A 23,492-nucleotide genomic window follows, 5' to 3' on the forward strand; every position below is an offset into this window, starting at 1 on the left:
TTACGCTCCTGTTTTCCATGTATCGCACTGCGTCTCCGCAATTCTGGTTTCGGAATCTTTGGAAAGGCCGGACACGCCAAGGGCCACCCGGCGGAAGGCTTCTGCCGGGGTAATCTTGGCGGATTCCACAAGAATGAAGTCCGGGCGGTCTGTATCTGTATCAGTGCCGAGGGTTGCAGATTCGACGGCTAGTTCGTTGAAATCTTCGGCTGTGAATGCGGTTGTTGCCGCACCTGTGGCGGCGGTTAGGGACACGGGCGACACAACTCGGTCCGGAGCGACAGCGAGTACGGGAGTGATTGATGTACAGGTGTTTGTCCACTCACTTGCAACAATTAACGTCAGATAACCGCTGGATATTTGAGACCCGTTGTTGACTACTTTTATCCCGGTAATACTCATGGGCGCACTGAATGTGCCACGAATGCCATATCCCAAAATTAAACCATTTCCGTCATATGATGGGAGCATCCATGTCCCGGAATTATCCCACACATAAACGACAGCATCAGGTGCAGCAGGTAGACAACCGGCTGAAAATCCATACACGTCAACAGGGGTATCCCATGTTGCTTCATAAGTTGTCCCTGCGAGGATGTTATATGGCAATTGTACACCCTGAATTAAGGAAACTCCTGCCGTGCCGGATACGGCTTGTGCAACGACTGCGGCAACAACAGCCGTTAACGCAGTACCACCACTGCCACTGTTGACCCATAGAGTGCTTCCGTCAGCCAATTCAGCCTCTTTATCAGATATCAGGACGATGGATTCAGCTGAGGTTACAGGGTCTACAATCCATTCCTTTGGAGAACGCACTTTCGCCCGCGATTGCAGACTAACCCAATCCCCCTCACCCTCACCCTGGTCCACGCCGTTGGACCGGAGCGCCGCACCGTCAGCCAGTGCGATACCGGCGGAACTTGCATTGTCGTAGCCGTCCCAGCTTGTGAATGAAATTGCTTCATCACCGGTGACGAAAGCGGCGGCTGTATGAAAACCGGTTGCCGTTGACCATTCAGACCAGCCGAGAGCCGTACCCTTGTAGCGGACTTCCCACACGTAATCGCCGGAAACCAGCAGCAACCCGGCAGGGAAATCGTATTCCGTGACCGCCCCAAGTTCCGGTGACAGATGCAGTACAACATCGCCGATCCGCATACGGTATTGCGTGGCTTCGTGGGTATCGGCAGTATCTCCGACCACGGCAAACGGACCGGAAACCAATGTAGGGCATTCCATGACCCCGGTTGCGCCGTTGGCGGGAGAAACATTGGCAGGTCGCTGGACGTAGTTGAACACGGCACGGGTTTCGAAAAACACGACTTCTGACCACGGGGAAATAAGGCCGTTGTTCAACCTGCGGCGGCAACGGGCCTTGTATCTCCTGCCCGGCTGCAACATCCCGGCAGGCTGTTCGTATCCGTTGGCTATGGTGGTCAGAAACCCGGAGTCATGGACCGAAGTTGCAAAGGTTCCGCTATCAAGATCAACCTGAACCTGAATTGCCTCCTCGGACGTTCCGGCAAACACGGGTGTGAATTCGCGGAACCTGTAAATCGGGGTTTCGCCAACGTCGGCAGCACCGTCCGCCGGGTTGAGGATTTCAGGAATCCCGGTTGCCATACGTGCCAGCAAATCAGGGTGCGCTTCAGGGTCTTCATTGTGGTCGCTCATGTCGTCATGGGTAGCCAGCAGCACCGGGGATTGCTGGATGGTAATCTCTTCTGCGTTGCCCGTAACAACATCAATACGGAACTGCTTTTCAAGAGGTGCGGCCCCGGCAGGCAAGCTCGGAATGTAATCGTACTGTTCGCCCGCATAATCCACCGCATAAAGGACTTCACCGCGCGTGGGATGGGTTGCAAAAATCCCGATTTCCCGCAGTGCAAAGCCGGAAGCAAGGCCCGCGTTGGTCAGCATGGAATGAATGGTGTAGCACCCGGCTGGTTCATCCGTGTCCGGTACTGAAGTCGGGACAACCGAACCTATATCCAAGCTCATTTCCTCCCGGACAAGCCCGGTCAATTCTGCGGGCGCGTCCTGCTGTCCGGCAGTCCAGAGCCCGGAGCCGACAGCTACACGGGTGAAATCAAGTACAGTCCCGGTGCCGACCAAGCCTAAAAGCTCCATGCCGTGCCGGGTCAGCTTCATTCCTTTGAAGTTAGGCATTAGTGCCTCCTATGATGATTGTATCCGTCACCTGAACGGCCCCGCCGAAATACAGCCCTACCGGGTCAACGGTGATTTCCGATTCAGGTACATTGATATGGATAATGTCCGCCTCCCGCACTCCCGCACCGGAGTAGAACAGGACGGGTTCAGCGGAAATTTCGACATGAACGGGAACATGCTGCACCGATCCGGTACGCACGGCCCCGCCAGTGTAAGAAGGATTTTCAAGGGTTGAATTGAAGACCACCGCTTCAAGCTCTGACCGGGTATTTTTTGCCACCATCACCGCTTCAATCATTTCCAGATACACGGCCTCGGTCACTCCCGTATCAGTGCTGATCTTGAACTTGTATTCCGCGCCGTCATACTCAAACCATTCCAGAACCCGCGCTTCATAACCGAGAGCGGCAAGGTATTTTTCAACGGCAACCGGGGTCCCCTTCTTGCGGTGAATGGCAATACTGGCCTTGATTACGGCCCGTTTCTGCTCCTCGCTCCATTCGTCTTTCCAGAGGTCGACAGACAAGGCCCAGGCAAGCCACGGCAAAAAAACAGCCGGGCATTTATCCGGGTTCCAGAGGTCACGTATAGGTACGGGAATTGACTCGATACGCTTGCCTGTAACCTTGGATATGGCCCGCTCCTGCGGTGTTGCATTGATTGGTAAGAGGTCGGCAACCATTAGCCCACCTCCACAGAGACAGCAGTGCAATACGCGGCCTGCCATTTCTCCATAGCCAGATCAGCAACCGGGGAATGGAGTTCTACCCGCGCCACGCCTTCAACATGCAAGGCGGCATAAATGCCGGAAAGTGGAACAGCCCCACCAAGAACGTGCCGGGCGGCAACGTAATCCGCCACGGCCTGTTGTGCAGCATCCACAACCGCAGACGGAGCCGGGCCGGATTGGATGTACAGTTTTGCGTTTACTTCATAGCTTACTATTTCAGCAGCCTTGACCGTGACATTATCGGTTAACGGCCTGATTTCACGGTCATTTACCGCGCTATCAACTGCGGCAAGAGTCGCTGAATCAGGCTCGCCGTTACCTTCACGGCCCAGCACGTACACATCCACGTAACCCGGAGCGACTTTCAACGGCGCTGCATCACGCACCGCCGCAACTGTCAGGGCGAAAAATTTATATGCACCATCAGGCCCGGCAGTACTGAATCCTTCCGGGGCCAACTGGACACGGGCGCGAAACTCTTCATCCCCTTCATAGGTAGGAGGAACAACCGGACGTGCTTCCGAGTCGCCAGCATCCAGCAACTTACGCTCTACCGGAGCCAACGCGCCAAGGTTATCAAGATCGGCACCACAGGCAGTGGCAACCATGCAACCACGGGCAGCATCATTTACCCGCTGGCGTAAATTAATTTCGCGCGCGGCTGCTGTCTCCAAAAGTTTTTGAATAGGATCAGATTCAACAAACGCCGTATATTCAGGATAGGCGCTTTGATAATCTTCAAGAACTTCCTGAATAATTGTTTCAGTTTCCAGCGTTTCGACAACATCAGGAAGTGGAACTTTGGAAAGGTCGATAGAGACAAATCCGCTCATGATGCTGTCACCCCCTCAAGCTTGATTTCCTTGCCCTCAGGCAGATACTTGCCCTCAAGAGTCAGGATGACATTACCTTCAGCACCCGCGCTGGCAATTGAGATTTTAGTCAGCTTGTAGCGGGGTTCCCATTTGTCGAGTGCTTCAGCCACGGCGGAAAAGACTTCTATAGCAAAGTTGGAATCCTGCGGACGGTCCACAAGCTTGAACAACCGGGAACCGTATTCCCGGCGATAAACGCGGGAACCGATAGGAGTGGTCAGAATATCCACAATGGACTGCTTAAGATGGGCAATACCGCCGAGCTTTCTACCTGTACGGGCATCTACTCCGATCATGATGCACCCCCGACAGGTTCTTCGGTAACGGTTCCGGTTTCGGGGTGAATGTGATGTTGCAGGGAAACGCCATCGGAAACAAAGTCGCCGTTGTGCTGGTTAATGGGGCCGTAGAATTCAGCCCCGCCGCCGCGGTAAGAATTACCCTGAGTAATAGGCCCATCAAAAACGATATCGGGAGAAGAAAGAGTCACGCGGGTTGCGCTGTTGATTACAACCTCGCCCTGAACATCAAGCACAACCTTGCCGCCCACGGTGCGCTGAACATCCCCGCCAACGTCAGCCGTATCATTGCCGCCGATTGTGTCGGTGCGGTTGCCTTCAATATTGATGAAAGCGTCCCGGTCAATATTCCAAAAGACATCCCGGTGAACCCGCATAGACAAATCTTTGTCGATTTCGCGCTCTTCAAAGCCGGGAATATAGGCGTGTAAAATATGATTCTCGCGGTCATATTCGATAACCGCGCCGTCTTCGTACACAGTTCGCTGAATGGTAGGCCGATCCGCCGGGGCCGGATGAGCAGTAGAGAAAATGGAGCCGAGCACAACCCCGCCGGAAGTCTCACCGGAAGGCGAAAGCACAACCACCTGTTCACTTACTTCAGGAGCCCACCATGTGTGGTCACCACCAGCGCGAAAGGTAATCCAAGGAAGCCAATCAGACACGGCAGTACCAAAGGCCACGCGGACGCGGGCTTTCTGGTAATCTGCCTCGGCAACGGTTCCTATGCGGATCACGTTGGCTAGGCGGCGGGATAGGTCTACGGCTTCAAAGCTGGAACTATGCATATACTATCCTTCTACTGCTTCTATTCCTTCCACTTCCTGATAATCCGCTTTGTAGGCGGCACCGATCAATGGCGAATAGCCAAGATAGACGGTCTGCGGTGTGATACCTGCATCATCCCAAACCGACTCTCCAAGATATCCGCTGAACTCAAATTCCACCCGCCATTCTTCATAGCCGTCCTTTGCTGGCTTGAAGTCTTCAGGATAACCGCCGATGAACTTCGCAGCAGACACCGGAAGCCCGAAACGATTCCCGTGCACAAACTTGGCAACAGCACAAACGAGCGCGGCAACTTTGCGCGCTGCATCCTTTGTCTTGAAATGGATCAGCGGATACACAACCCATCTAAAGGTCGCTTCAAGCTGGCCTGTGCCCGGATTTTTTTCACCGGGTTCAATTTCTGCAAGCTCTAGGGCAAGAGCCGGAGCTTTTACCGCACCATTCTCACGGCGGTAATCACCGATTGAGCATGAAGGGAAAGCGGTTTTTAAATCTGCAACAATGCTTGTATGTGCTTCGATGATGTTTATTTCTTTGATTCCCATTTCAGTTCCCGTTCAAAAAATGTGTAAAATTTTTCTTCGAATGCCCTAAGAACATCAGATTTAATTACTAGTTCAATATCCCGATCTATCGTTTCGTACTGAGGAACAATGGGGTACTGCGGAAAACTATCATCAGAAAAATAAAGCTGAAGACGGCTATGCTTTCCGTAAGCTTCACTATGATGAAAAACTTTTTCGATATAAATTCTTTCAGGAACTCTTCGGTAAACGTTCTTCTTGTTGTCTGAACATCTTCTGCGAATAAAAGCATGGCTTCTACTCACACGACCTGCATCAACACCCGAAGTTGTTTGTTTTGGATTCATGTCAATCAACGGTACAGGATATTGTCCAAACCAAATTCGTGCGGCCTTTCTGCTTCCGCTGAAAGAAAGAAGAATTCGTTTTTTTAGGACGTTCTGTTTAACGCCGGTTAATTGTGAAACACCGCGTAAAGCTATCACCTTAAGATGCCGTGACAATTTTGAAATGGCTCTTTTACACGCAGCATCGACCTGCTTTTGAGTTAAGGCAAAATCGGCTATAATCATGTCCAGCCTGTCGCCATCAATATTGAGATATACTTTGGCCATTTATTCCCCCTCTTGAGCCAGCATCAATTCAAGCTCGCCAAGCCCGGTGCCGTCTGCTGTGAAATCTAAAACATCATAAGGCTTGCCTTCCATGATGACTTGGCTCTCTTGATCCAGCCCAACACCGTCTACTTCCTTACAAGTCATGATGGGCTGATCCGGGTTAAGGGTCATGGCGCGGCCTAACGATACGGAATCCATGTCCGTATTCTTGTAAGCCTTGAAGGTTCGATCCTCACCGCAGACCGATACTTCCACTGCATCAAGGCCCTTGAAAAAAATGTCCAAATCGTCATGAATACTCATTTTTCGTCTGCCCTTCCGGTCTGGATTTCATAGCAATGGATTGTTGAATTCATCGCCTTAAGCGCGCCTAGAAGCTCGACAATATTTTGCATCATGCGGTCTACGTTCTCGCGGGAACCCAAATGCATTTCTTCAAGTAGCGGTTTAAGTTCCGGTTTTGCCGGGCGCGGGCACTGCTCATATCCGGCAACAATCACGACCTCGCGGACTTCATCAATTTTACTGGCCCGGCTCTGGGCACAGGCCGAGAGCATCATTAATAAAATGAGCAGCAAGGCGGCTGTTTTCATTGCTAATGACTCCTGTTGCATTTGTTACCGGATAGTTTTTAGCCGACCTCAGCAGCCGATTGGCCTCGGATTGCTTCAGCCGATACCAACGCGCTGTCTTCTGCGATTCCGCCAATTGGCTTTTGAGTCCGAGGATTACCCGCGCGGTCTGGTTGCCGCTTTGCTTGAGGAGGGTTATTTCCGTGTCCCGGTTGCCAACCTCAAGTTTGTACCCGGCAATGTCCGATTCAAGCCGGGATATGTCGCTGTTACGATCAGAAACAACCCCTTCAAGCCGTGCAATGTCGAACTTGAGAATCGAAACCCAGATCAGGAACCCGGCCACAAGCACCAGCCCGGCGGCAAGCCCTAGAATGAGCTTGCCTTTGCCGGAGCCGATGAAGCTAAGGATGGTGCCGATGGGGATCATGATTACCTCTTAAGAGTAGACCCAAGTTACAGGCCCCATGCTTTCCAGCTTTTCGGGGTCAATATCGACATGGATAAATGACTTTGCGATGCCGATACGCTCAAACCCAGCCATGATAAGACCCTTGAGAATTGCGGCACGTTCAGGGCCGCTTGTGGCTGCAATGTCCACGGCATAACCACGTACATGTGAAGAAGTCGGCTTGCTGCCGATAGCGGCGTTGTGTTCCGCACACCTGAAGCCGCTGGTGATTGTGAACGGAACACCAGCCAGAGAGCGGGCCACGTCCAACTGTTCAAGCAGGCCGGGCACAAGATCGCAGACTCCGCAGCATTCACAAGCAAGGTGGGGGTCTGTTTCCTGAGAAAAGAATTTTGACTTAACCATAAATATCTTCCTCGTTTACATTTTGATTGATGGGTGTTCCCGGTGTAGTCCTATTGCCGCCCACGGGACGATGGACACCGGGATAATTGTTGTGGGGGCTGAATCCATGCCCGTAATCCATCCGTCCGGTTAATGGATCGTATCCATCACGGAAATTTTCAAGACGTTCAATCAACCGCTTCGGGACAAAGGATATTCCTAATTTTTTAAGGTGGTTTGAAATGGATATGAATTCGGTAGCAGCCAGAAAGAAGACCGCGAATTCGCGGAATTTAGCCAAGACTGAAGGAAAATCACCTTCAACAATGGTCACATCCACCATGTTTGAAATGGCTATGACTACTGCATAGATGAAGAATTTGGCGCAGCCGTATAGAAACTTGTTGCGGCGGTAGGTTCCGACACACAAGGCTATGGACAGCCCCAAAATGAAATCCGCACACATGAGAACCAGAACAGCCGCAAGAGCCATGTCATAGCCGCCAATCAGCCATGAAACGCAGGTGCAAAGCACTGAACAAATGGTTTTGATTGTGATGTTGTCAAAAAGCTGAAACATGCTCTTTTGATTCCCATACTGGCCCGGAGCCGGATCAACCGATACCGGGCCAACTTATTGTTATGCGTTAATCTTTACCCGGACCGTTTCATCGGTATCCGCCGCCGGGGTGAAGGCAAAACCGGCCTTTACGTTATCCGTGGCCGTGGTGGTAATTTCCTTGTTTCCATCAAGGTAAACCGTGGTACCCTGCAGGATTGCCCCGGCAACCTTGGTGAGTTCCCATACTTCCTCGGTGGCAAGCACACCGGTTGTGCCATCCGGGATATTGCCGAACGCCACGCCGACTACGGAGCCAACCGCAACAGCTGAACCGGACACAACGTCCGCCCCGGTGTTATTGGTCCATTCCATGTGGTTACCTGTCTGCACGTGATTAAGAGCCATGCGTAATTCTCCTTATTTGCCGGGGTTCTTGTGAAAGCCGCGAGGATCCATCACGCCCGCGCCAGCTTCCAGACGGACCTTGATTTTCAGGCCGTCCGAATCGAAATCGGCTTCTTCGTCAACAAACGGGGATTCAATGCCGTCAAGAAAAGCCACTTCAATAGTGTCCACCTGTGCTGGGTCCGCGATCAGGTAATGGGCATCAGGGCTTTTATCATCAAGACGGGGTTCGGCGATGGGTTCGAGCTTCCCGGCCCACGGGTTGTGGACACCGGAAGACATGTTTGCATCAGGCAGTGCGGCAGAACGAATAAGCACGTCCGCTTCGGTTTCCTGTTCAACAGGAACCAGAAGGAAACGTGGGCGCAGGTCGAGCTTTGCGCCCTGCGGACCTTTCTGCAGGCGCATTGCCTTACGTCCTGCATTAAGAGTGCTGGTAGAGACATGGCCTACTACCGTGGATTTAAGGTTCTTATGCTTGGCATCGAAAAGCGGAACTCCATCGCTCATCTTGGGATTGGAAAGCAGCAGGTCATAAACAATGTCCGCAACTTTGCGGGCCGAAGCATTGCCGAACAATTGGGGGATACGCAGGAAGGCCCGCAGATCATCGTTGATCATCATTTCACGGGTAAGCTTCACATTTTTGCCGTAACGAGCAATGCGGTAGCTTTCCATGGAATCGCTGAACGAACCGGTCTTGTATTCACCGTGTTCGTTGATGAGTTCCAGATCAGGAGCTTCTGAAAGGCTGATGCCGTGGATATCCTTGAAATCCGATGCAGGAACGACATTTACCCAAGGCCGCCAGGTTGCTGGAGCTTCACTGTAGGCGTTCTTGAGAACCTTGTTTGTAATTGCGGCGAAGATTGACGGGAAATCACTGGTGGAAGCACCGAGAGACATGGGCCGTAAAACTTTTTCAGCAAGCTTGCTGTGCGACAGACCGCGCGTTTTTACCCCGGCCCTTTCAAGCACATCACGGGCAAGCTCGGTAAGGCGCATTACGCGGAAATCTTCATAACCCGGTGCAGGTTTATCTTCTTTCACACCAGCACGAAAAAGCAGGCCGGAAACCATAGCATCGTGCAGCTTTTGGCCTTCAGTGAGTCCGCCGACAACGTATCCAGTGGATTTAAGGGGCTGGTTTTCAGGCTTGGTGCTGAGTTCTTCAAGGATAAGACCGTTCAGCTTTTCCACTCCCAATCCTCCATCAATCAAGCCCTGCTTGAATTCAGCGGACAAGCCGAACATTACGACCTGCTGGTCAATGAACTTCATGCGCTCACGTTCAGCCAGTGCAACCTTTTGCGGGTCTACCTGTTCCGGCTGTTTGGGGTCGGTTCCTGCGGAAGCCTGAACCGGAGCCTGATGTGCAGGTTGCGGGGCAGGTGCAGGGGTGCCACCGCCAGCACTCAGCCATGCCGGGGTGTCTTCAAGTGCGTTCAGGGCTTCGTAATCAAGCCCCATCTGTTTCAGGTGGGTGCGGGCCGAGTCCTCAGTAATATCTTCAAGGCCATTCGCCCGCAGGAAAGCTTTCAACCATGTTTTCATGACTGAGTCCTCCGGTTTAGGTTCAGGCCGTCCTGTCATGGCTACGGCCCCTGTTTTTCCATCCGCGCCAAGGACGCAGAAGGACGTTTCGCGCACAAAGGATTTGCGCCACACATACAAAGGTCCGGTCAGTTCAACGCCGTTGACGTTGACAGTTGTACTGGACTGTACTTCTTCGATTGCTTCAGGCCAGACACCTATGGATGCCTGATAGGGCCAACCCTGATCCGAAAGCCGTATAATTTCGTTGGCTTCGTCCGTATCCACAAAGGAACCTTCAAGGACAAGGCCTTCCTTTTCGACCTTGCAGGAGTCTGCAAGACCGACTTTCTTTTTGACTTCATGCTCTTCAAGAATGGGCATGACTTTTTCAGAACGGATGCCGTTCAGGTCGATAACAAAGCGGAAATACCGCTGAATAACGGCCCCGGTGTATCCAAGAATGCGAAAGCGGCGGGCTTTACCTTCTTCGGCTTCGCTGAGTTTCAAATCGGCTGTAAGCTGAAGCGGTTCCTGTGCTTTCGCGGAAAGGTTGGCAGGAAATTGTTTAAGCATTGTTCGCTCCCAGTATTCCCCGTTTCTTGAGGTCTGCGTTTTCGCGGGTGAGTTGATCAATGACTTCATCGTAATCTTCGCCACGCTCCGCGCAGATTTTGCGGCGGGTGGTGCAGCCCATGCCGAGCATCTTTTCCGCCGCGTTTGCGTCCTTGGTGGGATCAACCCAAGGCCAGCCGGGGTACTGACAACCAACCGGGACACGTGGGCCGGTCATGGATGGTTCAAGACGGCTTAACCAGAGCATGCGGGCGAACATGTGCCATGTGGGTATTATGGCTTTGCGGCCCATAAACACCTGTTGCACACGGTAGCCGCGCCGCTCTTCAAGAGTTGCGGACCGTGCGGACGCAAAGGACGCGTCTGAATAGTCGTTGGAAAAGGCTTCGTAAGACATGCCGAAGCCAGTGGAAGAACCACGCAGGCTGGTTTTCACATACGGTTCATAGGTTGCGCCGGGGTGGTTGAACTGGGCTTCATTGACCTTGGAGCCGGAAGGCAAGGTCACTACCTGCCCCGGTTCCACGTAATCGGGAATGAATGCTTCCGGTCTTTCCGGCATGTCGGAATCATCCAGCCCCAGCGGGTTCTGAAGTTCGGGATAAGGCGTTTCAACAAAGAAACCGAAAGCAGCCATGAGCCGGGCAACAATGCGGTGCGAATCCTGAAATTCGCTAAAGTCGCGCATTTCCATAATGACCGGTGCCATCCAGGAAATACCCCTGTGCTGACTTGCGCGTTTCGGCAAAAAAATATGGCGCACCCACATAGCCGGAACCCGCACGGATTCACGACTCATTAAGCGGCGCATATCGCCGGGATGTTCACTGAAAAGGTGATAGGCCACCGGGTGACCCTTGCAGTTGAATTCCACACCACGGATAGCGAAGTTTCCGTTCTCGCGCAGGCCATCAACCGAAGAATCAAGGTGGTCACATTCCAGAAGTTCCACACCCAAAGGAGCAAGGCCCTGCTTCATCAAGTCGGGATCAGGATAGAAACGGAGAAGGCATTCTCCATCCTGCCAGAGGTGATTGAGGATAAGCCGCTGAATATCGTCAAAGCCGACTTCATCAGCTTCGGCCCAATCCTTAAAATGCTGTTCCAGCTTGCGGTTGAAGCCGTGATCCAGATCACCGGAAGCTGTCAGGCGCGCGGCCTGCGGTTTGATTCCGGTATAAATAACGTTATTCGCTATGCGCTCAAGCGCACCGGAAACATGGGTAGAGTTGCGCACCAGATCACGCGCACGGGATACGATTAAAGCATGTTCGTGCCGGGAAAGGTTATCCGCACTGCGGTTAGTGGGCCGCCAGCCCGCATTAGGGCCACGGTTAGTAGCCGCAGTATATGCAGAAAGCTGCATACGGCTTTTAACCCAATTGGTAGCCATCTGTGGAGAGATAGCCCCGACACACTGGGCAACAAAGGAAGTCCAGCCTTCATACAGGTTCATGAGCGACCCCTGTACTTGGCCTTGAAGCCCCGACCGCCATTAGCTGCAATGGCGATGCGCATTTCCAGCCTGTCCCGTTCAGCATAAAGCGCGTTCAAAGAACCACGGGTGAGAGTCCGACCATTCAAGGTATAGGACTGTGCGCCGCCTTCAATGTTGGCTATTGCCTCATTTACAGAATCAAGCCGAGCTTGGAGCATTAAAAAACCTCAATTGTTACTGTTTACCTACAGGGCGAACAATAACAATTGAGGTGGCTTGTTTGGAATGGGGTTGTTTACTGGGGAGTAAAATTTACTGGATTGATTATTTTGGCACAAACATATATTGATTTAGTTAAAAATCAAAAATACATTTTTATAAAAATAAAGTATATGGATACCATGGACTATATTCTTTCTGCATTCGCTTCGTGGGTAGTTGGAATTATTTTTGGCAAACATGCACAGCATATTGCACTTATAGTAATAGGATTTATCTTTCCGTCTAAATTTAATCTAACTGGAAAATGGAAAGCACAATACAATGAATACAATAGATCTATGGTCAGAATAAATGTCGAGGAAGTAATAAGAATTAAACAGCTGGGTAATTTAATTTTAGGTGAATGTATAAATTCTGCAAATATGGGCCCCAGATTTCTATTTAAAGGTCGAATTAACAAAAATTGTATTTTAGGTCATTTTTATATAGATAAATGCAAATCACCTGAAGGATGCGGAGCATTTCAGATACTTTATGTAGAAGATAAACTTATTGGGAAATGTATATGGTACGATAGAGACCACAAAATAATCGATAGCTCTGAATATATTTGGATAAAAGATGATCGACTCGACTAATTTATTGTGCAACATAAATAAATTACATCCAGATTGTGACTATTTGGTTTGCTTCATATATAATCCAGCTGGTTTTGTTTCTAATCCTACAGACTTGATTAATGATCTTGAATCACAAAGCAATTCTGTGTCCGTCATCATAAAGCCTACTTTTTAAAATGCAGAAGCCCCGCTCACGCGGGGCTTTGCTTTTCCATGCTCAAGACTCACTCCCGCACCAGCTCCAAAACCGCCGCAGGCTTCCCACTCCGCTTCTTAGCCATCTGCACCTTCATATCGTATTCATCAAAAGCGTTGGCTCCATCTGAGACAGCTTTACGAATGGATTCTACAAAGAAGGCTTCACCATAGCGGTCTTCCTGTTCAAACATATTACGCAGTACCCGCAATGCCGCACACGCCGACATCATATCCGAAACATGGTGGCAAAGATCATCGCTATTCATGGCCTACCTCCCCATTCAAACCCTGTTCAGCCTCAATCAAGGCATCATACGCCATTAACATTGCCTGCCGTTCTGCCCGTGACATGTGATCCAAGTGTTTAATCATCAGTTCTTTTGCCGTGGCTATGTGCTTTTTCGGTGAGCTATGGCCATACACTTCCGGCACCATTGCTTGCACCGAATCGGGCGCGGCTGTTTTCGCTGGTGGTGGAGACGGTCGGGGCGTTAGCCGTTTGGGCACTTCGGACGCTTGCGGGTCTACGCTGATATTAGCCAACAACCGGGGCCGTTTCTCCCCTACCCTTGGGCGGGTTTCGCGGATGTAGGTTGCCAGGCAGTATAGCGAGGTGAAGAACCGGGCGCGGTGCACCGGGGATACATTATTGCGCGTGCAGAAGTTGCAGTAATGGGTATAAATTTCGTCCTTGGAGATTACGCCGTCAGGATCGGGGCGGCATTCGCTATCCACAAATATGGTGATGTGGCTATACCAGAGCGGATGTTCTGATTCGATTTTGCCGATGTAGATGTTTGATTCTTCCTGCCGCTGCAATTCATAGCTACCGTGCTGGCGGATCGCGGGGAGGACTTCTTCAAATACCCATTTTTCGAATCTTTCGGCTGCTGGGAGTTTGGATTTTATGATTAGGCGGTAGAGGTCTGGTTCGGGGATGATTTTGACTGTCTGCATGCCGCCTTTCGAAGGGAGTCGCGTTTCGCTACCCCCTTTGCAATGCTTGTTAATAGCATCACGGGCATTGGCATACCCTAAAGTCGTGGCAACATCTTTAGCGACAAACCAAGTATTGCCATTCAAATCATGAATGGTTCTGATCTCGTTGGAATCAAATACAAAAGAGACAACTGAACTGTTGTCAGAAGTGGGTGAATTGGCTACGTTCTTTCCAGCCATGACAACCTCCTAGTAAGGTCGTTTATGGTTAGGCTCGGTTCTGGTGTTGGCGCACCGTTCCGGGCCGTTTTTATTTGGGCTACTTTTCTTCTTTTTTCTGCTTTTCAGCTTCGGCTATTCTTCTTTCCATTTCCTCCATGAAGATTTCTTTGAAGGTTATGTCGTGTTCCACGGCGTATAGTTTGTAACGCTTGTGGGTTTCCTTATCTAATTTCATTGATACGTTTACTTTTGCCTCACTCATGGTAGTTATGTAGCTCTGTCGCTCTAGCTTGTCAATGGGTAATTATATTTGTGGGTTGAAAATTTAAAACCCCAGCCTTTCCGGGGAAAGGCTGGGGTGGAGCAAACAACTAACTATTTTTAAGTTGAAATAAATAATTAAGAAAAGAATCTAATGCAGTTAAAACTGCGCACGATAAAAAAATAGAAACACAATTATCTACATACTCTGAATAAGGCATTGTTTTAGTTTTTTTGTGAGTGCGAGGCTGGTAGCTTATGACCATTGTTTCCGGGTCAAGTTCAAATGTTGCATGATGAGATCCATTCCGTATAGATGAATTATATTTTTCAAAGACAGCAGAGAACTCAGGAATATCTTCAAAACATTTTGTTCTTCCTGATTTATCAGAGTCTAAATACTTATCTAAATCAAAACCGGGGAATTGAAACTCATTGTATGACCTTCCTTTATGCATGTTGCTTAAACAGGCAAATGTAATAAGACCTGAACCAACCGCTTCAAAGGTATTCCCATAAAAATACTTTGCCTCATCGAAGTTGCAGGATGAAACCGAGAATCCCTCTGTTACTGTGTCTCGCTTATGATCCCAGAGACATTGCGAAAAGTCTGAATAATTTTTAAAAAAAGCATCAAAAACAAGGAAATTCTTTTTTAAGCTTTGTGGAAATATTTTTTCGTTATGAAAAATTAAAAAATCATCAAATTTTTCAGGATATTTTTCACTAACTTCCTTCATGACGGAACAACACCCATCAAAATAATTACTTCTGCCCGGTGCAAGAGTTCTAGACGCAAAAGAAAAAATCCAATCTCTGGCTGTTGGATCTTCCTCTATATATTTACTTGCTTTTTGTTCGGCAATCTTTTGGGCTTTATCAAATTTCCCTTTTTTAAATTGAGACCAGCATCCTCTTAAATCTTTCCATTCATCATCAAGAACAAATAATTTTCTTGATTCATCACGTAACCTTGCATGCTCTTCGGAAGACAGATTCTTTAGTTTATCGTCTGGGATTTTCATTTTTTTCATGTTTTCCATCATAGCAATCAAGCCCGGTGAAATCATATCTTGCCCTTCAAGTTCAGGAGGAAAGGTAAGCTCTGGGTGTAAATTTATAATTGGATATTTGTCGTCATAAGGAGTAAAATCATCAGAATTAAGCCTTTCCATATTCTTAACACATACAATATCTCCAACAGCATTCTTTTGATCTAAATCTAGCCGAATCACCATCTCTTCTTCGCACTCTTTGCATAAGATAGTGTGCTCTTGCTGACTTGAATGTCCAACACCAATCCTTAAAACATGAATTTGATCACAGACTAGACATTTTACATATACTCTTACAGTCATTTTATCGCTCCACTATTTCAAACGTTCTCGCTCAACTTTAACCCAATCCAAAATACTAGTCCCAAGATGCGAAATAGTAGGCGCATCAACTATACCTGCGGCCAGATCGCCACTAAAGGACTCTTCGGCGCATTCACCAGAAAAAGCGGTTTCACTATCATCAAGTTTAAACAGTGCGTAAATCTTTTCGCCTTCAACAGTGCCAATTATCTTCCAACAATCCTTTGACTTCAAAAAACGTTTTTCCCTTAATTGAATACGCACCTTGGCAGGCTTTTCAGCAGCAACATAGCAAGGCTCGCACTCAGCACACCCGGCGGACCAATGTTCTTCACTGATAATATAAATTTCGCTACCCTGATCACGCAGATCAATAGCTTTCTCAATCTTGCGCCCATATGAAGAGTGCTTCCAATTCGGGCTGGAAAGGTCACCAATTACGAGATAATCAACAAGCTTGCTTACGGTCTTTTTAACTTCACCACCTCGGTTCGTAACCATCTCAACAACTTTCTTACGAACGCCAGTTGCGAACTTACCAGTAACCACAAAATTTCGGTCGTAAAACTCCATTTCGGGTAGTGGATCAGAAAGCGGTAAGGTTGTTGCCCCGGACTTGAGAGGCATAGGCTCATCGGCTTCGGTATCCATACCCACGACCTTTTTAGCCAGCTCGCAAAAGTTCTCTTGCTCCTCTTCGGTCCAGACACCATCGGCAAGATATTCATCAAGTCGTTCTTTAAGTATGCGTCCGTGCCAGTGGCAAAGGCAGGTGTCATGTTCATTCAGCCAGTTAAGCAAAAAACGCGCTTCAGCTTCCACCACAACACCATCCGCCAGAATCCCCCGGCATAAGCCTATAAGCTCATCAGCATCGCGGTCTTCGCGCATGGCAACATTGAACCGGGACACTAAAGCTTCGTTATCATCGTAATTATCCATCGAATACCCCTCTATTTTATAGGATGATATTGACGGTGTTATATAAAAGAAAGGAAGGAATCAAGGTGGAGTTTGAAAATTAGGTATGAAAAAGCCCGCCGGGGGGCGGGCCAATAACAGTATGTCTCTAATCCTTTTTGTCCGATTTTGTATTTGAATAAAAGAATAGAAATATAATTGCAACAAATCCAAATATTACAGGTATTATCCTTTTGTATTCTTTGAAAATTAAATACATGTTTTCTATTAATCCATATCTAGAAATTAAAGCATAAATTATAGCAATTGAAACACTAAAAAGAGCAAGTAAAATGTCTGTCTTTTGACTTTTAATTGTTACTGTTATTTTTTGTTTTTCAATATTAGATAATTCTTCAACATTACTTAAATCACTTGTATTCTTCATCGTATTAGAGTCGTTGCCTACAGCAGAGAACAGAGATTCGCAATACTTGCGCTTTGAATCAGAAGATATAAAGCTTGAATCCATAACTTCTTTAATTAAATCTTCTGCGATTTGATGTGGCTCATAAACATCAATACGAATAACGTTATACTTCCGGCATGTAGAATTGATTAGTGCTTCAAAAACAATTAAATCAGGAATATCTCCTTCAGATATGTCCGCCTTCAAGGTCGTTACTATTTCACGATTAACGGATTCAACTCTTCGTAGATATTCACTATTGTCTTTTTGTGAGAAAAAAAATTTTGTAATAAAGTAAACAATAAAACCACTTAATATTCCACCACCAATACCAGTAACCCAACTATTATTAAAAAAACTAACGTCCACAATTGGCTCCAATTCGTTCATTTATTTTCTTGTATACTCTTTATACTCTGTCCTAATTTTAAAAGCAAACACCCCTCAGCCTTACACTTATGATACCGAACCTTTATCCCCCCATCCCACTTGGGCGATGAAGTAACCGGAATCCTCACGGCCCCGCACCACGGACATACCGCGCCATTAAACCTTGACAACTCACCCCAAGAATATACAATACAAGTATGCAGTTTGAATATGATGAAAACAAGAACGCAATAAACCTAGAAAAACATGGGATTGATTTTGAATTCATCAAAGCCCTGTGGGATGATCCGGAAGCCTTGATTCTGAATGCAAAATCAGACACCGAACCCCGAAAAATGGGGATCGGCAGAATTCAAGACAAATGCTATTCGGTTATTTTCATGTTCCGAAGCCGTAACGTGAGAATAATTTCGGCAAGACCTGCAAGCAAAAAAGAGAGGGCATTCTATGAAAACAACAGCAGATAACCTTGAACAAAAATTTGATGAAGGGGAAGAAGTCCTTGATTTCTTTGACCTTGATTCTGCTAACCGTTTAAATACGGAAAACAAGCGAGTTAACGTAGATTTTCCGGCATGGATGGTAATAGCTCTGGACCGCGAAGCAAAGCGGCTAGGCATTAACAGACAGGCAGTAATCAAAACATGGATAGCAAACCGCATTGACCGCGGCCATTCGCCAGACGCTTAACCCCGCCCCGGCGGGGTTTCCTTATTCCCCCTGAATACTCTTAATCCCCTGACCCATCCTAGCCAACAAACATCCCTCAGCCTTACACTTATGATACCGAACCTTTATCCCCCCATCCCACTTGGGCGATGAAGTAACCGGAATCCGCACGGCCCCACACCACGGACACACCGCGCCATCCTTGATGGCTGTATGTTACGCCCTACTTGGGTAATCGACAGTATAACTTTTTATTCATTCACCTTTATCTTATATCCGTAAAGATAAAACTGAAGTCGAAAATTTAATTGATGTGATCACTCGAGCAAAACAGACCGAATTGTCTTCGTTCGCAGCAGATACAAAAAAGGCTATCCATAGATTAACTTAATAATTATATAGCTATTATATATTGAGTAACAATAAAAACTATATTACTCTTACATTGTAATACGATTTTGCCTGAAATTGTATTTTCTGAAGAAACCATCAATATTATGGGGGTTTATTATGTATAAATCGGCCTATGGGTTAAATAAATATGGGTATACTTACAATGTGACTGAGTATGGAGTAGAGATTGTTAAATTTAATCAGACAGATTATGATGAACATTTAAAGATTAAAGATGAATTTGATAAAATTCCTGTTGTCTCCATAGCTAAACGAGCTTTTAAAAATTGTACTGCAACAAAAATTACCGTTCCATCTACTTTGCAGGAAATAGGTGTAGAATCTTTTGCAAATTGTAAAAAATTAGTTAGAATTAACCTTTCTAATTGTTGTCTTAAAAATATTAGAAATAGAGCTTTTGCTGATTGTAAAAAATTATCTACAATTAAATTTTCCAATACATTAGTTTCAATTGGTGCAGGTTTATTTACAAATTGTATAAATTTAGAAAAAATTAAATTGCCATCTAATATTACTTCTCAAGGATCATCTGTTTTTATGAATTGCACAAAACTACACACGGTTAAATTAAGTGCTGGGGTAGATGTTATTCCAGAATTTACATTTATGCTTTGTAAGGGACTAAAAACAATAGACTTGCCAAAAAATGTTAAAGTAATTGATACCGGGGCATTTACAAGATGTTCTTTGAAAAATATAGAAATCCCACGGAATGTAGAAAAAATAGGACATAAGGCATTTAGCCATAATGATTATTTAGAAACGGTCATTTTTCGTAACACACCTTCTATAACAAAAATTTGTAGCGAAGCCTTTTCTTCATGCACTAATTTAAAAACAATTGATATCCCTATAACAATAGAATCAATTGAAACTCAAACTTTTTACTCATGTACAAATCTTAAACATGTTAAAATACCTATGTCGGTAAAGACTATTGATAGAGAAGCATTCTGTGAATGCAAAAGACTTAATAATATAGATCTTTGGCCCTCTGTACGACGTATTAACCATGCAGCATTTCATAAGTGTTCTAATTTACGTATAATTCATGTTAACAATAAAATAAGAAAAATAGAAGCAGAGGCTTTTAGCTGTATCAGCGATAATATAAAACTTCTTATGCATGAATTTAATGATGGAGATACTTATGCTGTGGTAAGTCTGTTCAAAGATAAGCATATTTGTAATTCTAAATTTGAACTCACAATAATTCCTGAAGAACCAACGTATTTATAGTAATAATATCTTATATATTGTGTGCAAGTTTTTGTTTAGGTCAATGCAGTCCGGTTAACACCCTCTGTCGGTCTAAATGCGTAAGCGCTCATTTCTTGTTCCGGGTAAAAAAGAGAGTATTGAATACGTATTCGCTTTTTATTCTCCCTGAATACTCTTAACCCCCTGCCCCATCTTAGCCAGCAAGCACCCCTCAGCCTTACACTTATGATACCGAACCTTTATCCCCCCATCCCACTTGGGCGATGAAGTAACCGGAATCCGCACAGCCCCGCACCACGGACAAACCGCGCCATCCTTGGGGCTGTATGTTACGCCCTGTTTTGCTTTAGCCAGTGCCGCAGCAATCAACTTAGCTGACATCTTATCTCCCGCTGGTGTAAGGGTTAACTTTTCGTTTTGGAGCCTGCTTTCTGGGCTTGGCTGTGCCTTTCTTCTTGATGGACTTCACGTTCAGCAGGTCCGCAGCCGCTAAATTGTATCCGGCTATATCCCATGCATGGTTCGGCCTTCCTTTGGGGCATTCCCAAAAGCCTTTTTCGTTCACGAATTCGGCTGTCATTTCCCGCGCCCATGCGTCCGAGACTTCACTATGAAGATGATACGCGCCCGGATCAGCCGGGTTAATTTCCAGACGGTTGGAAAGCGAGTTCTTGTAATGGGTCACGTTCAGGCGCAACAGCTTCAGCCCGCCGGGAATCGGCTTGTTTGATCCGGGGTAGGTATCAAGCTGGGTATAGGCAAACGGGCGCGCCATAGTCTGTTCACCCTTGATGGGTAAAATGCGCCCCCGGTTCATGCGGCAGAAATCATAAACCTCATCGGTGCGATGCCCCATTGCATCTATCAGGGCCAGCCGGACAAGATAGGGGTTGCCCTGCGCGTCCTTGTATTCCCGTTCCCAAAGGACCTCGGCGAGAGCTTCAAAGCTATCCACCTCACCATCAGCAACCAGCCACGATTCATTGATCATGCCGTAGCCCCATGCCCGGATTTCATAGGGGAAATATCCACCGCGCTCGGACTGCGTATCAATGGCGGCAGTCATGCACGAAACCACATCACCGCCGGGAACCAGCAGGCGCGGGCGATCATCTTTCAATGCCAGGATTTTTGCTTCAGTGCGTTCCTGCTGATAATCCACCCACGGTTCCGCTTTGTGAGAGTTCATAAAATCCTTTAACTTTTCCTTCCAATCCGGGTTCAAGCTGGACTTCTGACCGCGCAGGAAAGCGGCAGCAACCTCGGAAAGCGACACGAAACGCGACAGCCAGCTAGGAATATGGAACCCGATTTTCTTAGGCCGATAGGTCTTAAGGTAGGTTTTAATGTCGATGCCCGTTACCCGGTCGAACCAGCCGCCAAGCCGGACGGCTTTATCGCGGATTCCATCATCCCACTTGCAGCCCATGTTCGGGCATTCATATGCCGCCAGCTTTTCGGATTCGACAGTTTCAGCGTACAAGGACGGGTCCATGCCTTCACGATCCGGGTACTTGATTTGATCAAAATCAATTTCATGCTCATGCCCACAGATAGGACAACGCACCTTGTAGCCGAACACCACTTGAGCTTCATTGTTCAGGGCCACCCAGATAGGGCCGCTTTCCGTGGTGGGTGATGAAATTTTCAAAAATTTGCGGTTGCGATATGTACGCCCGCGCTTTTCACCAAGGCTTTGCGGATCGGCTTCTTTCTTGTTCGCGGTAGTGGGGAATTTATCCACTTCGTCAAAGAAGATGTACCGGGCAGGTTTGGAAGCCAGCCGGGAAGCTGAATGCGCCCAACCCATGTAAATCGGCATATGCCGCAGGTTGATACGGAGCGAACCTTCATCATCTGTGGAACCCGTAAGGTATTGCGTAAGCTGGGGGGAAGACTTGAACATGGGTTGAACGCGGTCCCGGCTTGCATCCTTGGCGGCGGTCATGTCTGGATAGATTATCATGGCTGGCCCCGGTTCCCGGTCTACGGCATAGCCCAGCGCATTAAGCAGGACTTCGGTTTTCCCTACCTGCGGAGCGGCGCAGACTATGACGGTCTGGACGCTGCTGAAAAACAGGCTATCCATAATGTCCACCAGATACGGCGTTACATCATTACGCCACATGCCCGGAAGGGAACTTGATTCCGGCACAAGCATGCGATTGCATTCAGCCCATTTGCTGACGGCGGTCTTTTTGCGCTTCCGCAGTATCTGCTTTTCGCCCTTGCTGAATTCGAAGGTGTATTTCGTGCCGGTCATTTCCTGCGGCAGTGAAAAACGATCCACCGAAACCGGGACAGGATTTGCAACCAGCTTTCTAACTATCGCCCTAGCTTCCACTTGAGAACTCCACGGTTATTTCATCAGTCCGGGCAAATTCGCTGAAGAGTGCGTCCAGTTCATCGTTGACCATCTGGATAAATGCGTCCTCACGTTCCACTTTTCCATCCACTGCAAAAATCAGGTCGCGGGCTTTCATGAGGAACAGTTGACGAAGGCCCGTATCAAGCACAGCGGTCTTCCCGGCCATGATCATTTCCACGTTTTCACGGTCAATGAGCTTGCCAAGTTCTTTATGTAATTTCAGTCGCTTAAGCTCTGCTTCGCATTCTTTGTCCTTGGCTTTTGCTTCCTGAAAACGTTTTGCAGCATCCCCGGTCAAACCTTCCTCGTCCGGCTGTTCCGCTCCCGCAACCTGCCCGATAGGAACCCAGCCAAGCTGCTGGGCAAGTTCGCAAATATCGTCTTCGTAGTATTTGCCGTTCAGCGGCGATACCTGTTTGCTTTTGCCCACGTAATTGAAGAAGGTCCGGCGTGAAATCTGCCAACGGACTTTGCCTAATTGCTCCCAAGCCTGATTTATGGATTTATAAAATTTATCAGCCATTTAAGTAGCACCTGAATTAAATAGAGTGACACGATTGATGCAGCTTGTGCAGTGTGCATATTTTTCAAAACATTCCGTGTGCAAAAGACTCGGAGTCACTGTTACCCGTGTTTCGTGGATTGCTGGGGAGGACCCAAAGGCAGCCGTCCTTCGATCATGCGCTTCGGTTGTTCATCTTCCACCAGCGGTAGCCGATCTATGTACAGCAAGGCGATAAGCGGCATGGCTTTTTCGTAAAGCTCCCACATCTGCCACATGATTTCGGCGTTAGCTCTGCCCCATGCTTCATCAATGACCACGGCCAGTTCGTTGTTCATGTTTCGTCTAAGCTTGAAGCCCGTGCGGTGTTCGCGCATCATGCCGCCTAAGGTCTTCATTGCCTCATGCCCGGCTTCGTAGGTCTGCCATTCCCGGTTGAATTCTTCTTCCGAGATAGGTTTTTTACCTTCCTGCCTACATAACCGCTTGAATTTACAGTAAGGTGTTTCCGGTTCGGGCTTCCTGTATTTGTCCTGAAGCTTTGCTAATGCGTTCATACTGGTTCCGGTCCCAAGGTTTGTCCCGTGTTAGCTGACACTAAAAACCACCGAGAACATTAGTCTTTTTTCTTTCTGTCCAACTGTCCCATGTACCAAGCTTAAAAACCAAATGCTGGAAGCCTCGCGTGTACGCACGCACCCACGCACGCATATGAACCTCTTTTGCCCTGCACCGTGGACCGCTGGTACCATCGTGGACCGAGCCTGTATTCACGGGCTTTGCCAAGCTCTGACACGCGGGACGGGTGGTACCAATACGCTGGAACCACTTCACCGGGGGAAGTAGAA

The 23,492-nt window shown here is 47.8% G+C and carries 31 protein-coding genes; 5 read left to right on the top strand and 26 right to left on the bottom strand.

Annotated elements, in window-relative coordinates:
- From ACKU4E_RS04810 to ACKU4E_RS04885, 16 genes are read right to left on the bottom strand one after another with little or no spacing between them, the layout of a single operon-like run.
- Positions 1–2,172, bottom strand: a complete 2,172-nt coding sequence (locus tag ACKU4E_RS04810) for a hypothetical protein (RefSeq protein ID WP_320169947.1) — start codon at positions 2,170–2,172, stop codon at positions 1–3.
- Positions 2,165–2,857: a phage tail protein I gene (locus tag ACKU4E_RS04815; protein ID WP_320169948.1), complete on the bottom strand. Its 693-nt coding sequence runs from the start codon at positions 2,855–2,857 to the stop codon at positions 2,165–2,167. Before ACKU4E_RS04815 ends, ACKU4E_RS04810 begins: the two co-directional genes overlap by 8 nt.
- Entirely contained in the window at positions 2,857–3,738 is an 882-nt protein-coding gene (locus ACKU4E_RS04820; RefSeq protein WP_320169949.1) for a baseplate J/gp47 family protein, read from the bottom strand. The genes ACKU4E_RS04815 and ACKU4E_RS04820 overlap by 1 nt, the downstream gene beginning before the upstream one ends.
- Entirely contained in the window at positions 3,735–4,076 is a 342-nt protein-coding gene (locus ACKU4E_RS04825; protein WP_320169950.1) for a GPW/gp25 family protein, read from the bottom strand. Before ACKU4E_RS04825 ends, ACKU4E_RS04820 begins: the two co-directional genes overlap by 4 nt.
- Positions 4,073–4,867 carry a phage baseplate assembly protein V gene (locus ACKU4E_RS04830; protein ID WP_320169951.1) on the bottom strand — a complete coding sequence of 265 codons (795 nt, stop codon included), beginning with the start codon at positions 4,865–4,867 and terminating at the stop codon, positions 4,073–4,075. Before ACKU4E_RS04830 ends, ACKU4E_RS04825 begins: the two co-directional genes overlap by 4 nt.
- A gap of 3 nt (positions 4,868–4,870) precedes the next feature.
- A complete protein-coding gene (locus ACKU4E_RS04835; protein WP_320169952.1) occupies positions 4,871–5,413 on the bottom strand; it encodes a hypothetical protein in 543 nt (180 codons plus the stop codon).
- Entirely contained in the window at positions 5,395–6,006 is a 612-nt protein-coding gene (locus ACKU4E_RS04840) for a hypothetical protein (RefSeq protein ID WP_320169953.1), read from the bottom strand. Before ACKU4E_RS04840 ends, ACKU4E_RS04835 begins: the two co-directional genes overlap by 19 nt.
- Positions 6,007–6,312 carry a hypothetical protein gene (locus tag ACKU4E_RS04845; protein ID WP_320169954.1) on the bottom strand — a complete coding sequence of 102 codons (306 nt, stop codon included), beginning with the start codon at positions 6,310–6,312 and terminating at the stop codon, positions 6,007–6,009.
- On the bottom strand, positions 6,309–6,602 hold the full coding sequence (locus ACKU4E_RS04850; RefSeq protein WP_320169955.1) for a hypothetical protein: 294 nt from the start codon (positions 6,600–6,602) through the stop codon (positions 6,309–6,311). The genes ACKU4E_RS04845 and ACKU4E_RS04850 overlap by 4 nt, the downstream gene beginning before the upstream one ends.
- Positions 6,532–7,011 carry a hypothetical protein gene (locus tag ACKU4E_RS04855; RefSeq protein WP_320169956.1) on the bottom strand — a complete coding sequence of 160 codons (480 nt, stop codon included), beginning with the start codon at positions 7,009–7,011 and terminating at the stop codon, positions 6,532–6,534. Before ACKU4E_RS04855 ends, ACKU4E_RS04850 begins: the two co-directional genes overlap by 71 nt.
- 9 nt (positions 7,012–7,020) lie before the next feature.
- Positions 7,021–7,398 (bottom strand): D-Ala-D-Ala carboxypeptidase family metallohydrolase, encoded by a 378-nt coding sequence (locus tag ACKU4E_RS04860; RefSeq protein ID WP_320169957.1) that lies wholly within the window; start codon positions 7,396–7,398, stop codon positions 7,021–7,023.
- Positions 7,391–7,957: a phage holin family protein gene (locus tag ACKU4E_RS04865; protein ID WP_320169958.1), complete on the bottom strand. Its 567-nt coding sequence runs from the start codon at positions 7,955–7,957 to the stop codon at positions 7,391–7,393. The genes ACKU4E_RS04860 and ACKU4E_RS04865 overlap by 8 nt, the downstream gene beginning before the upstream one ends.
- 60 nt (positions 7,958–8,017) lie before the next feature.
- Positions 8,018–8,344 (bottom strand): DUF2190 family protein, encoded by a 327-nt coding sequence (locus ACKU4E_RS04870; RefSeq protein ID WP_320169959.1) that lies wholly within the window; start codon positions 8,342–8,344, stop codon positions 8,018–8,020.
- Between the two features lie 12 nt (positions 8,345–8,356).
- Positions 8,357–10,453 (bottom strand): Mu-like prophage major head subunit gpT family protein, encoded by a 2,097-nt coding sequence (locus tag ACKU4E_RS04875; RefSeq protein ID WP_320169960.1) that lies wholly within the window; start codon positions 10,451–10,453, stop codon positions 8,357–8,359.
- Positions 10,446–11,909, bottom strand: a complete 1,464-nt coding sequence (locus ACKU4E_RS04880; protein WP_320169961.1) for a phage portal protein — start codon at positions 11,907–11,909, stop codon at positions 10,446–10,448. Before ACKU4E_RS04880 ends, ACKU4E_RS04875 begins: the two co-directional genes overlap by 8 nt.
- Positions 11,906–12,109: a hypothetical protein gene (locus ACKU4E_RS04885; protein ID WP_320169962.1), complete on the bottom strand. Its 204-nt coding sequence runs from the start codon at positions 12,107–12,109 to the stop codon at positions 11,906–11,908. Before ACKU4E_RS04885 ends, ACKU4E_RS04880 begins: the two co-directional genes overlap by 4 nt.
- Before the next feature lie 48 nt (positions 12,110–12,157).
- Here ACKU4E_RS04885 and ACKU4E_RS04890 point away from each other — a divergent pair, with 48 nt between their 5' ends.
- Complete coding sequence (locus ACKU4E_RS04890) at positions 12,158–12,751, top strand: hypothetical protein (RefSeq protein ID WP_320169963.1); 594 nt, start codon at positions 12,158–12,160, stop codon at positions 12,749–12,751.
- Positions 12,735–12,908 (top strand): hypothetical protein, encoded by a 174-nt coding sequence (locus tag ACKU4E_RS04895; RefSeq protein ID WP_407944109.1) that lies wholly within the window; start codon positions 12,735–12,737, stop codon positions 12,906–12,908. Before ACKU4E_RS04890 ends, ACKU4E_RS04895 begins: the two co-directional genes overlap by 17 nt.
- 49 nt (positions 12,909–12,957) lie before the next feature.
- Here ACKU4E_RS04895 and ACKU4E_RS04900 read toward each other — a convergent pair whose 3' ends face one another.
- The 6 genes from ACKU4E_RS04900 to ACKU4E_RS04925 all read right to left on the bottom strand — a co-directional run bounded on the left by ACKU4E_RS04900 (position 12,958) and on the right by ACKU4E_RS04925 (position 17,470).
- On the bottom strand, positions 12,958–13,197 hold the full coding sequence (locus ACKU4E_RS04900) for a hypothetical protein (RefSeq protein ID WP_320169964.1): 240 nt from the start codon (positions 13,195–13,197) through the stop codon (positions 12,958–12,960).
- Positions 13,190–14,110, bottom strand: coding sequence for a BRO family protein (locus tag ACKU4E_RS04905; RefSeq protein WP_320169965.1), 921 nt, complete (start codon positions 14,108–14,110; stop codon positions 13,190–13,192). The genes ACKU4E_RS04900 and ACKU4E_RS04905 overlap by 8 nt, the downstream gene beginning before the upstream one ends.
- Positions 14,111–14,189: 79 nt before the next feature.
- Complete coding sequence (locus ACKU4E_RS04910) at positions 14,190–14,327, bottom strand: hypothetical protein (protein WP_320169966.1); 138 nt, start codon at positions 14,325–14,327, stop codon at positions 14,190–14,192.
- Between the two features lie 136 nt (positions 14,328–14,463).
- Positions 14,464–15,711 carry a hypothetical protein gene (locus ACKU4E_RS04915; protein ID WP_320169967.1) on the bottom strand — a complete coding sequence of 416 codons (1,248 nt, stop codon included), beginning with the start codon at positions 15,709–15,711 and terminating at the stop codon, positions 14,464–14,466.
- A gap of 12 nt (positions 15,712–15,723) precedes the next feature.
- Positions 15,724–16,653, bottom strand: a complete 930-nt coding sequence (locus ACKU4E_RS04920) for a BRCT domain-containing protein (protein WP_320169968.1) — start codon at positions 16,651–16,653, stop codon at positions 15,724–15,726.
- Between the two features lie 127 nt (positions 16,654–16,780).
- On the bottom strand, positions 16,781–17,470 hold the full coding sequence (locus tag ACKU4E_RS04925) for a hypothetical protein (protein WP_320169969.1): 690 nt from the start codon (positions 17,468–17,470) through the stop codon (positions 16,781–16,783).
- A gap of 197 nt (positions 17,471–17,667) precedes the next feature.
- On the opposite strand from ACKU4E_RS04925, the gene ACKU4E_RS04930 reads away from it, so the two are divergent.
- The 3 genes from ACKU4E_RS04930 (at position 17,668) to ACKU4E_RS04940 (ending at position 19,792) form a co-directional block, all read left to right on the top strand.
- Positions 17,668–17,937, top strand: a complete 270-nt coding sequence (locus ACKU4E_RS04930; protein ID WP_320169970.1) for a BrnT family toxin — start codon at positions 17,668–17,670, stop codon at positions 17,935–17,937.
- Positions 17,918–18,160, top strand: coding sequence for a type II toxin-antitoxin system BrnA family antitoxin (gene brnA, locus ACKU4E_RS04935; RefSeq protein WP_320169971.1), 243 nt, complete (start codon positions 17,918–17,920; stop codon positions 18,158–18,160). The genes ACKU4E_RS04930 and brnA overlap by 20 nt, the downstream gene beginning before the upstream one ends.
- A gap of 489 nt (positions 18,161–18,649) precedes the next feature.
- Positions 18,650–19,792 carry a leucine-rich repeat domain-containing protein gene (locus ACKU4E_RS04940; protein WP_320169972.1) on the top strand — a complete coding sequence of 381 codons (1,143 nt, stop codon included), beginning with the start codon at positions 18,650–18,652 and terminating at the stop codon, positions 19,790–19,792.
- A 138-nt stretch (positions 19,793–19,930) separates the two neighbouring features.
- On the opposite strand, the gene ACKU4E_RS04945 is transcribed toward ACKU4E_RS04940, so the two are convergent.
- The 4 genes from ACKU4E_RS04945 to ACKU4E_RS04960 form a co-directional block, all read right to left on the bottom strand.
- Positions 19,931–20,155, bottom strand: coding sequence for a transcriptional regulator (locus ACKU4E_RS04945; RefSeq protein ID WP_320169973.1), 225 nt, complete (start codon positions 20,153–20,155; stop codon positions 19,931–19,933).
- Between the two features lies 1 nt (position 20,156).
- Positions 20,157–22,118 carry a terminase gpA endonuclease subunit gene (locus ACKU4E_RS04950; RefSeq protein ID WP_320169974.1) on the bottom strand — a complete coding sequence of 654 codons (1,962 nt, stop codon included), beginning with the start codon at positions 22,116–22,118 and terminating at the stop codon, positions 20,157–20,159.
- Positions 22,108–22,665: a hypothetical protein gene (locus tag ACKU4E_RS04955; protein WP_320169975.1), complete on the bottom strand. Its 558-nt coding sequence runs from the start codon at positions 22,663–22,665 to the stop codon at positions 22,108–22,110. The genes ACKU4E_RS04950 and ACKU4E_RS04955 overlap by 11 nt, the downstream gene beginning before the upstream one ends.
- A gap of 101 nt (positions 22,666–22,766) precedes the next feature.
- Complete coding sequence (locus ACKU4E_RS04960; protein WP_320169976.1) at positions 22,767–23,201, bottom strand: hypothetical protein; 435 nt, start codon at positions 23,199–23,201, stop codon at positions 22,767–22,769.
- Positions 23,202–23,492 lie beyond the last annotated feature (291 nt).

Source organism: Maridesulfovibrio sp., from assembly GCF_963677005.1.
GTDB lineage: Bacteria > Desulfobacterota > Desulfovibrionia > Desulfovibrionales > Desulfovibrionaceae > Maridesulfovibrio.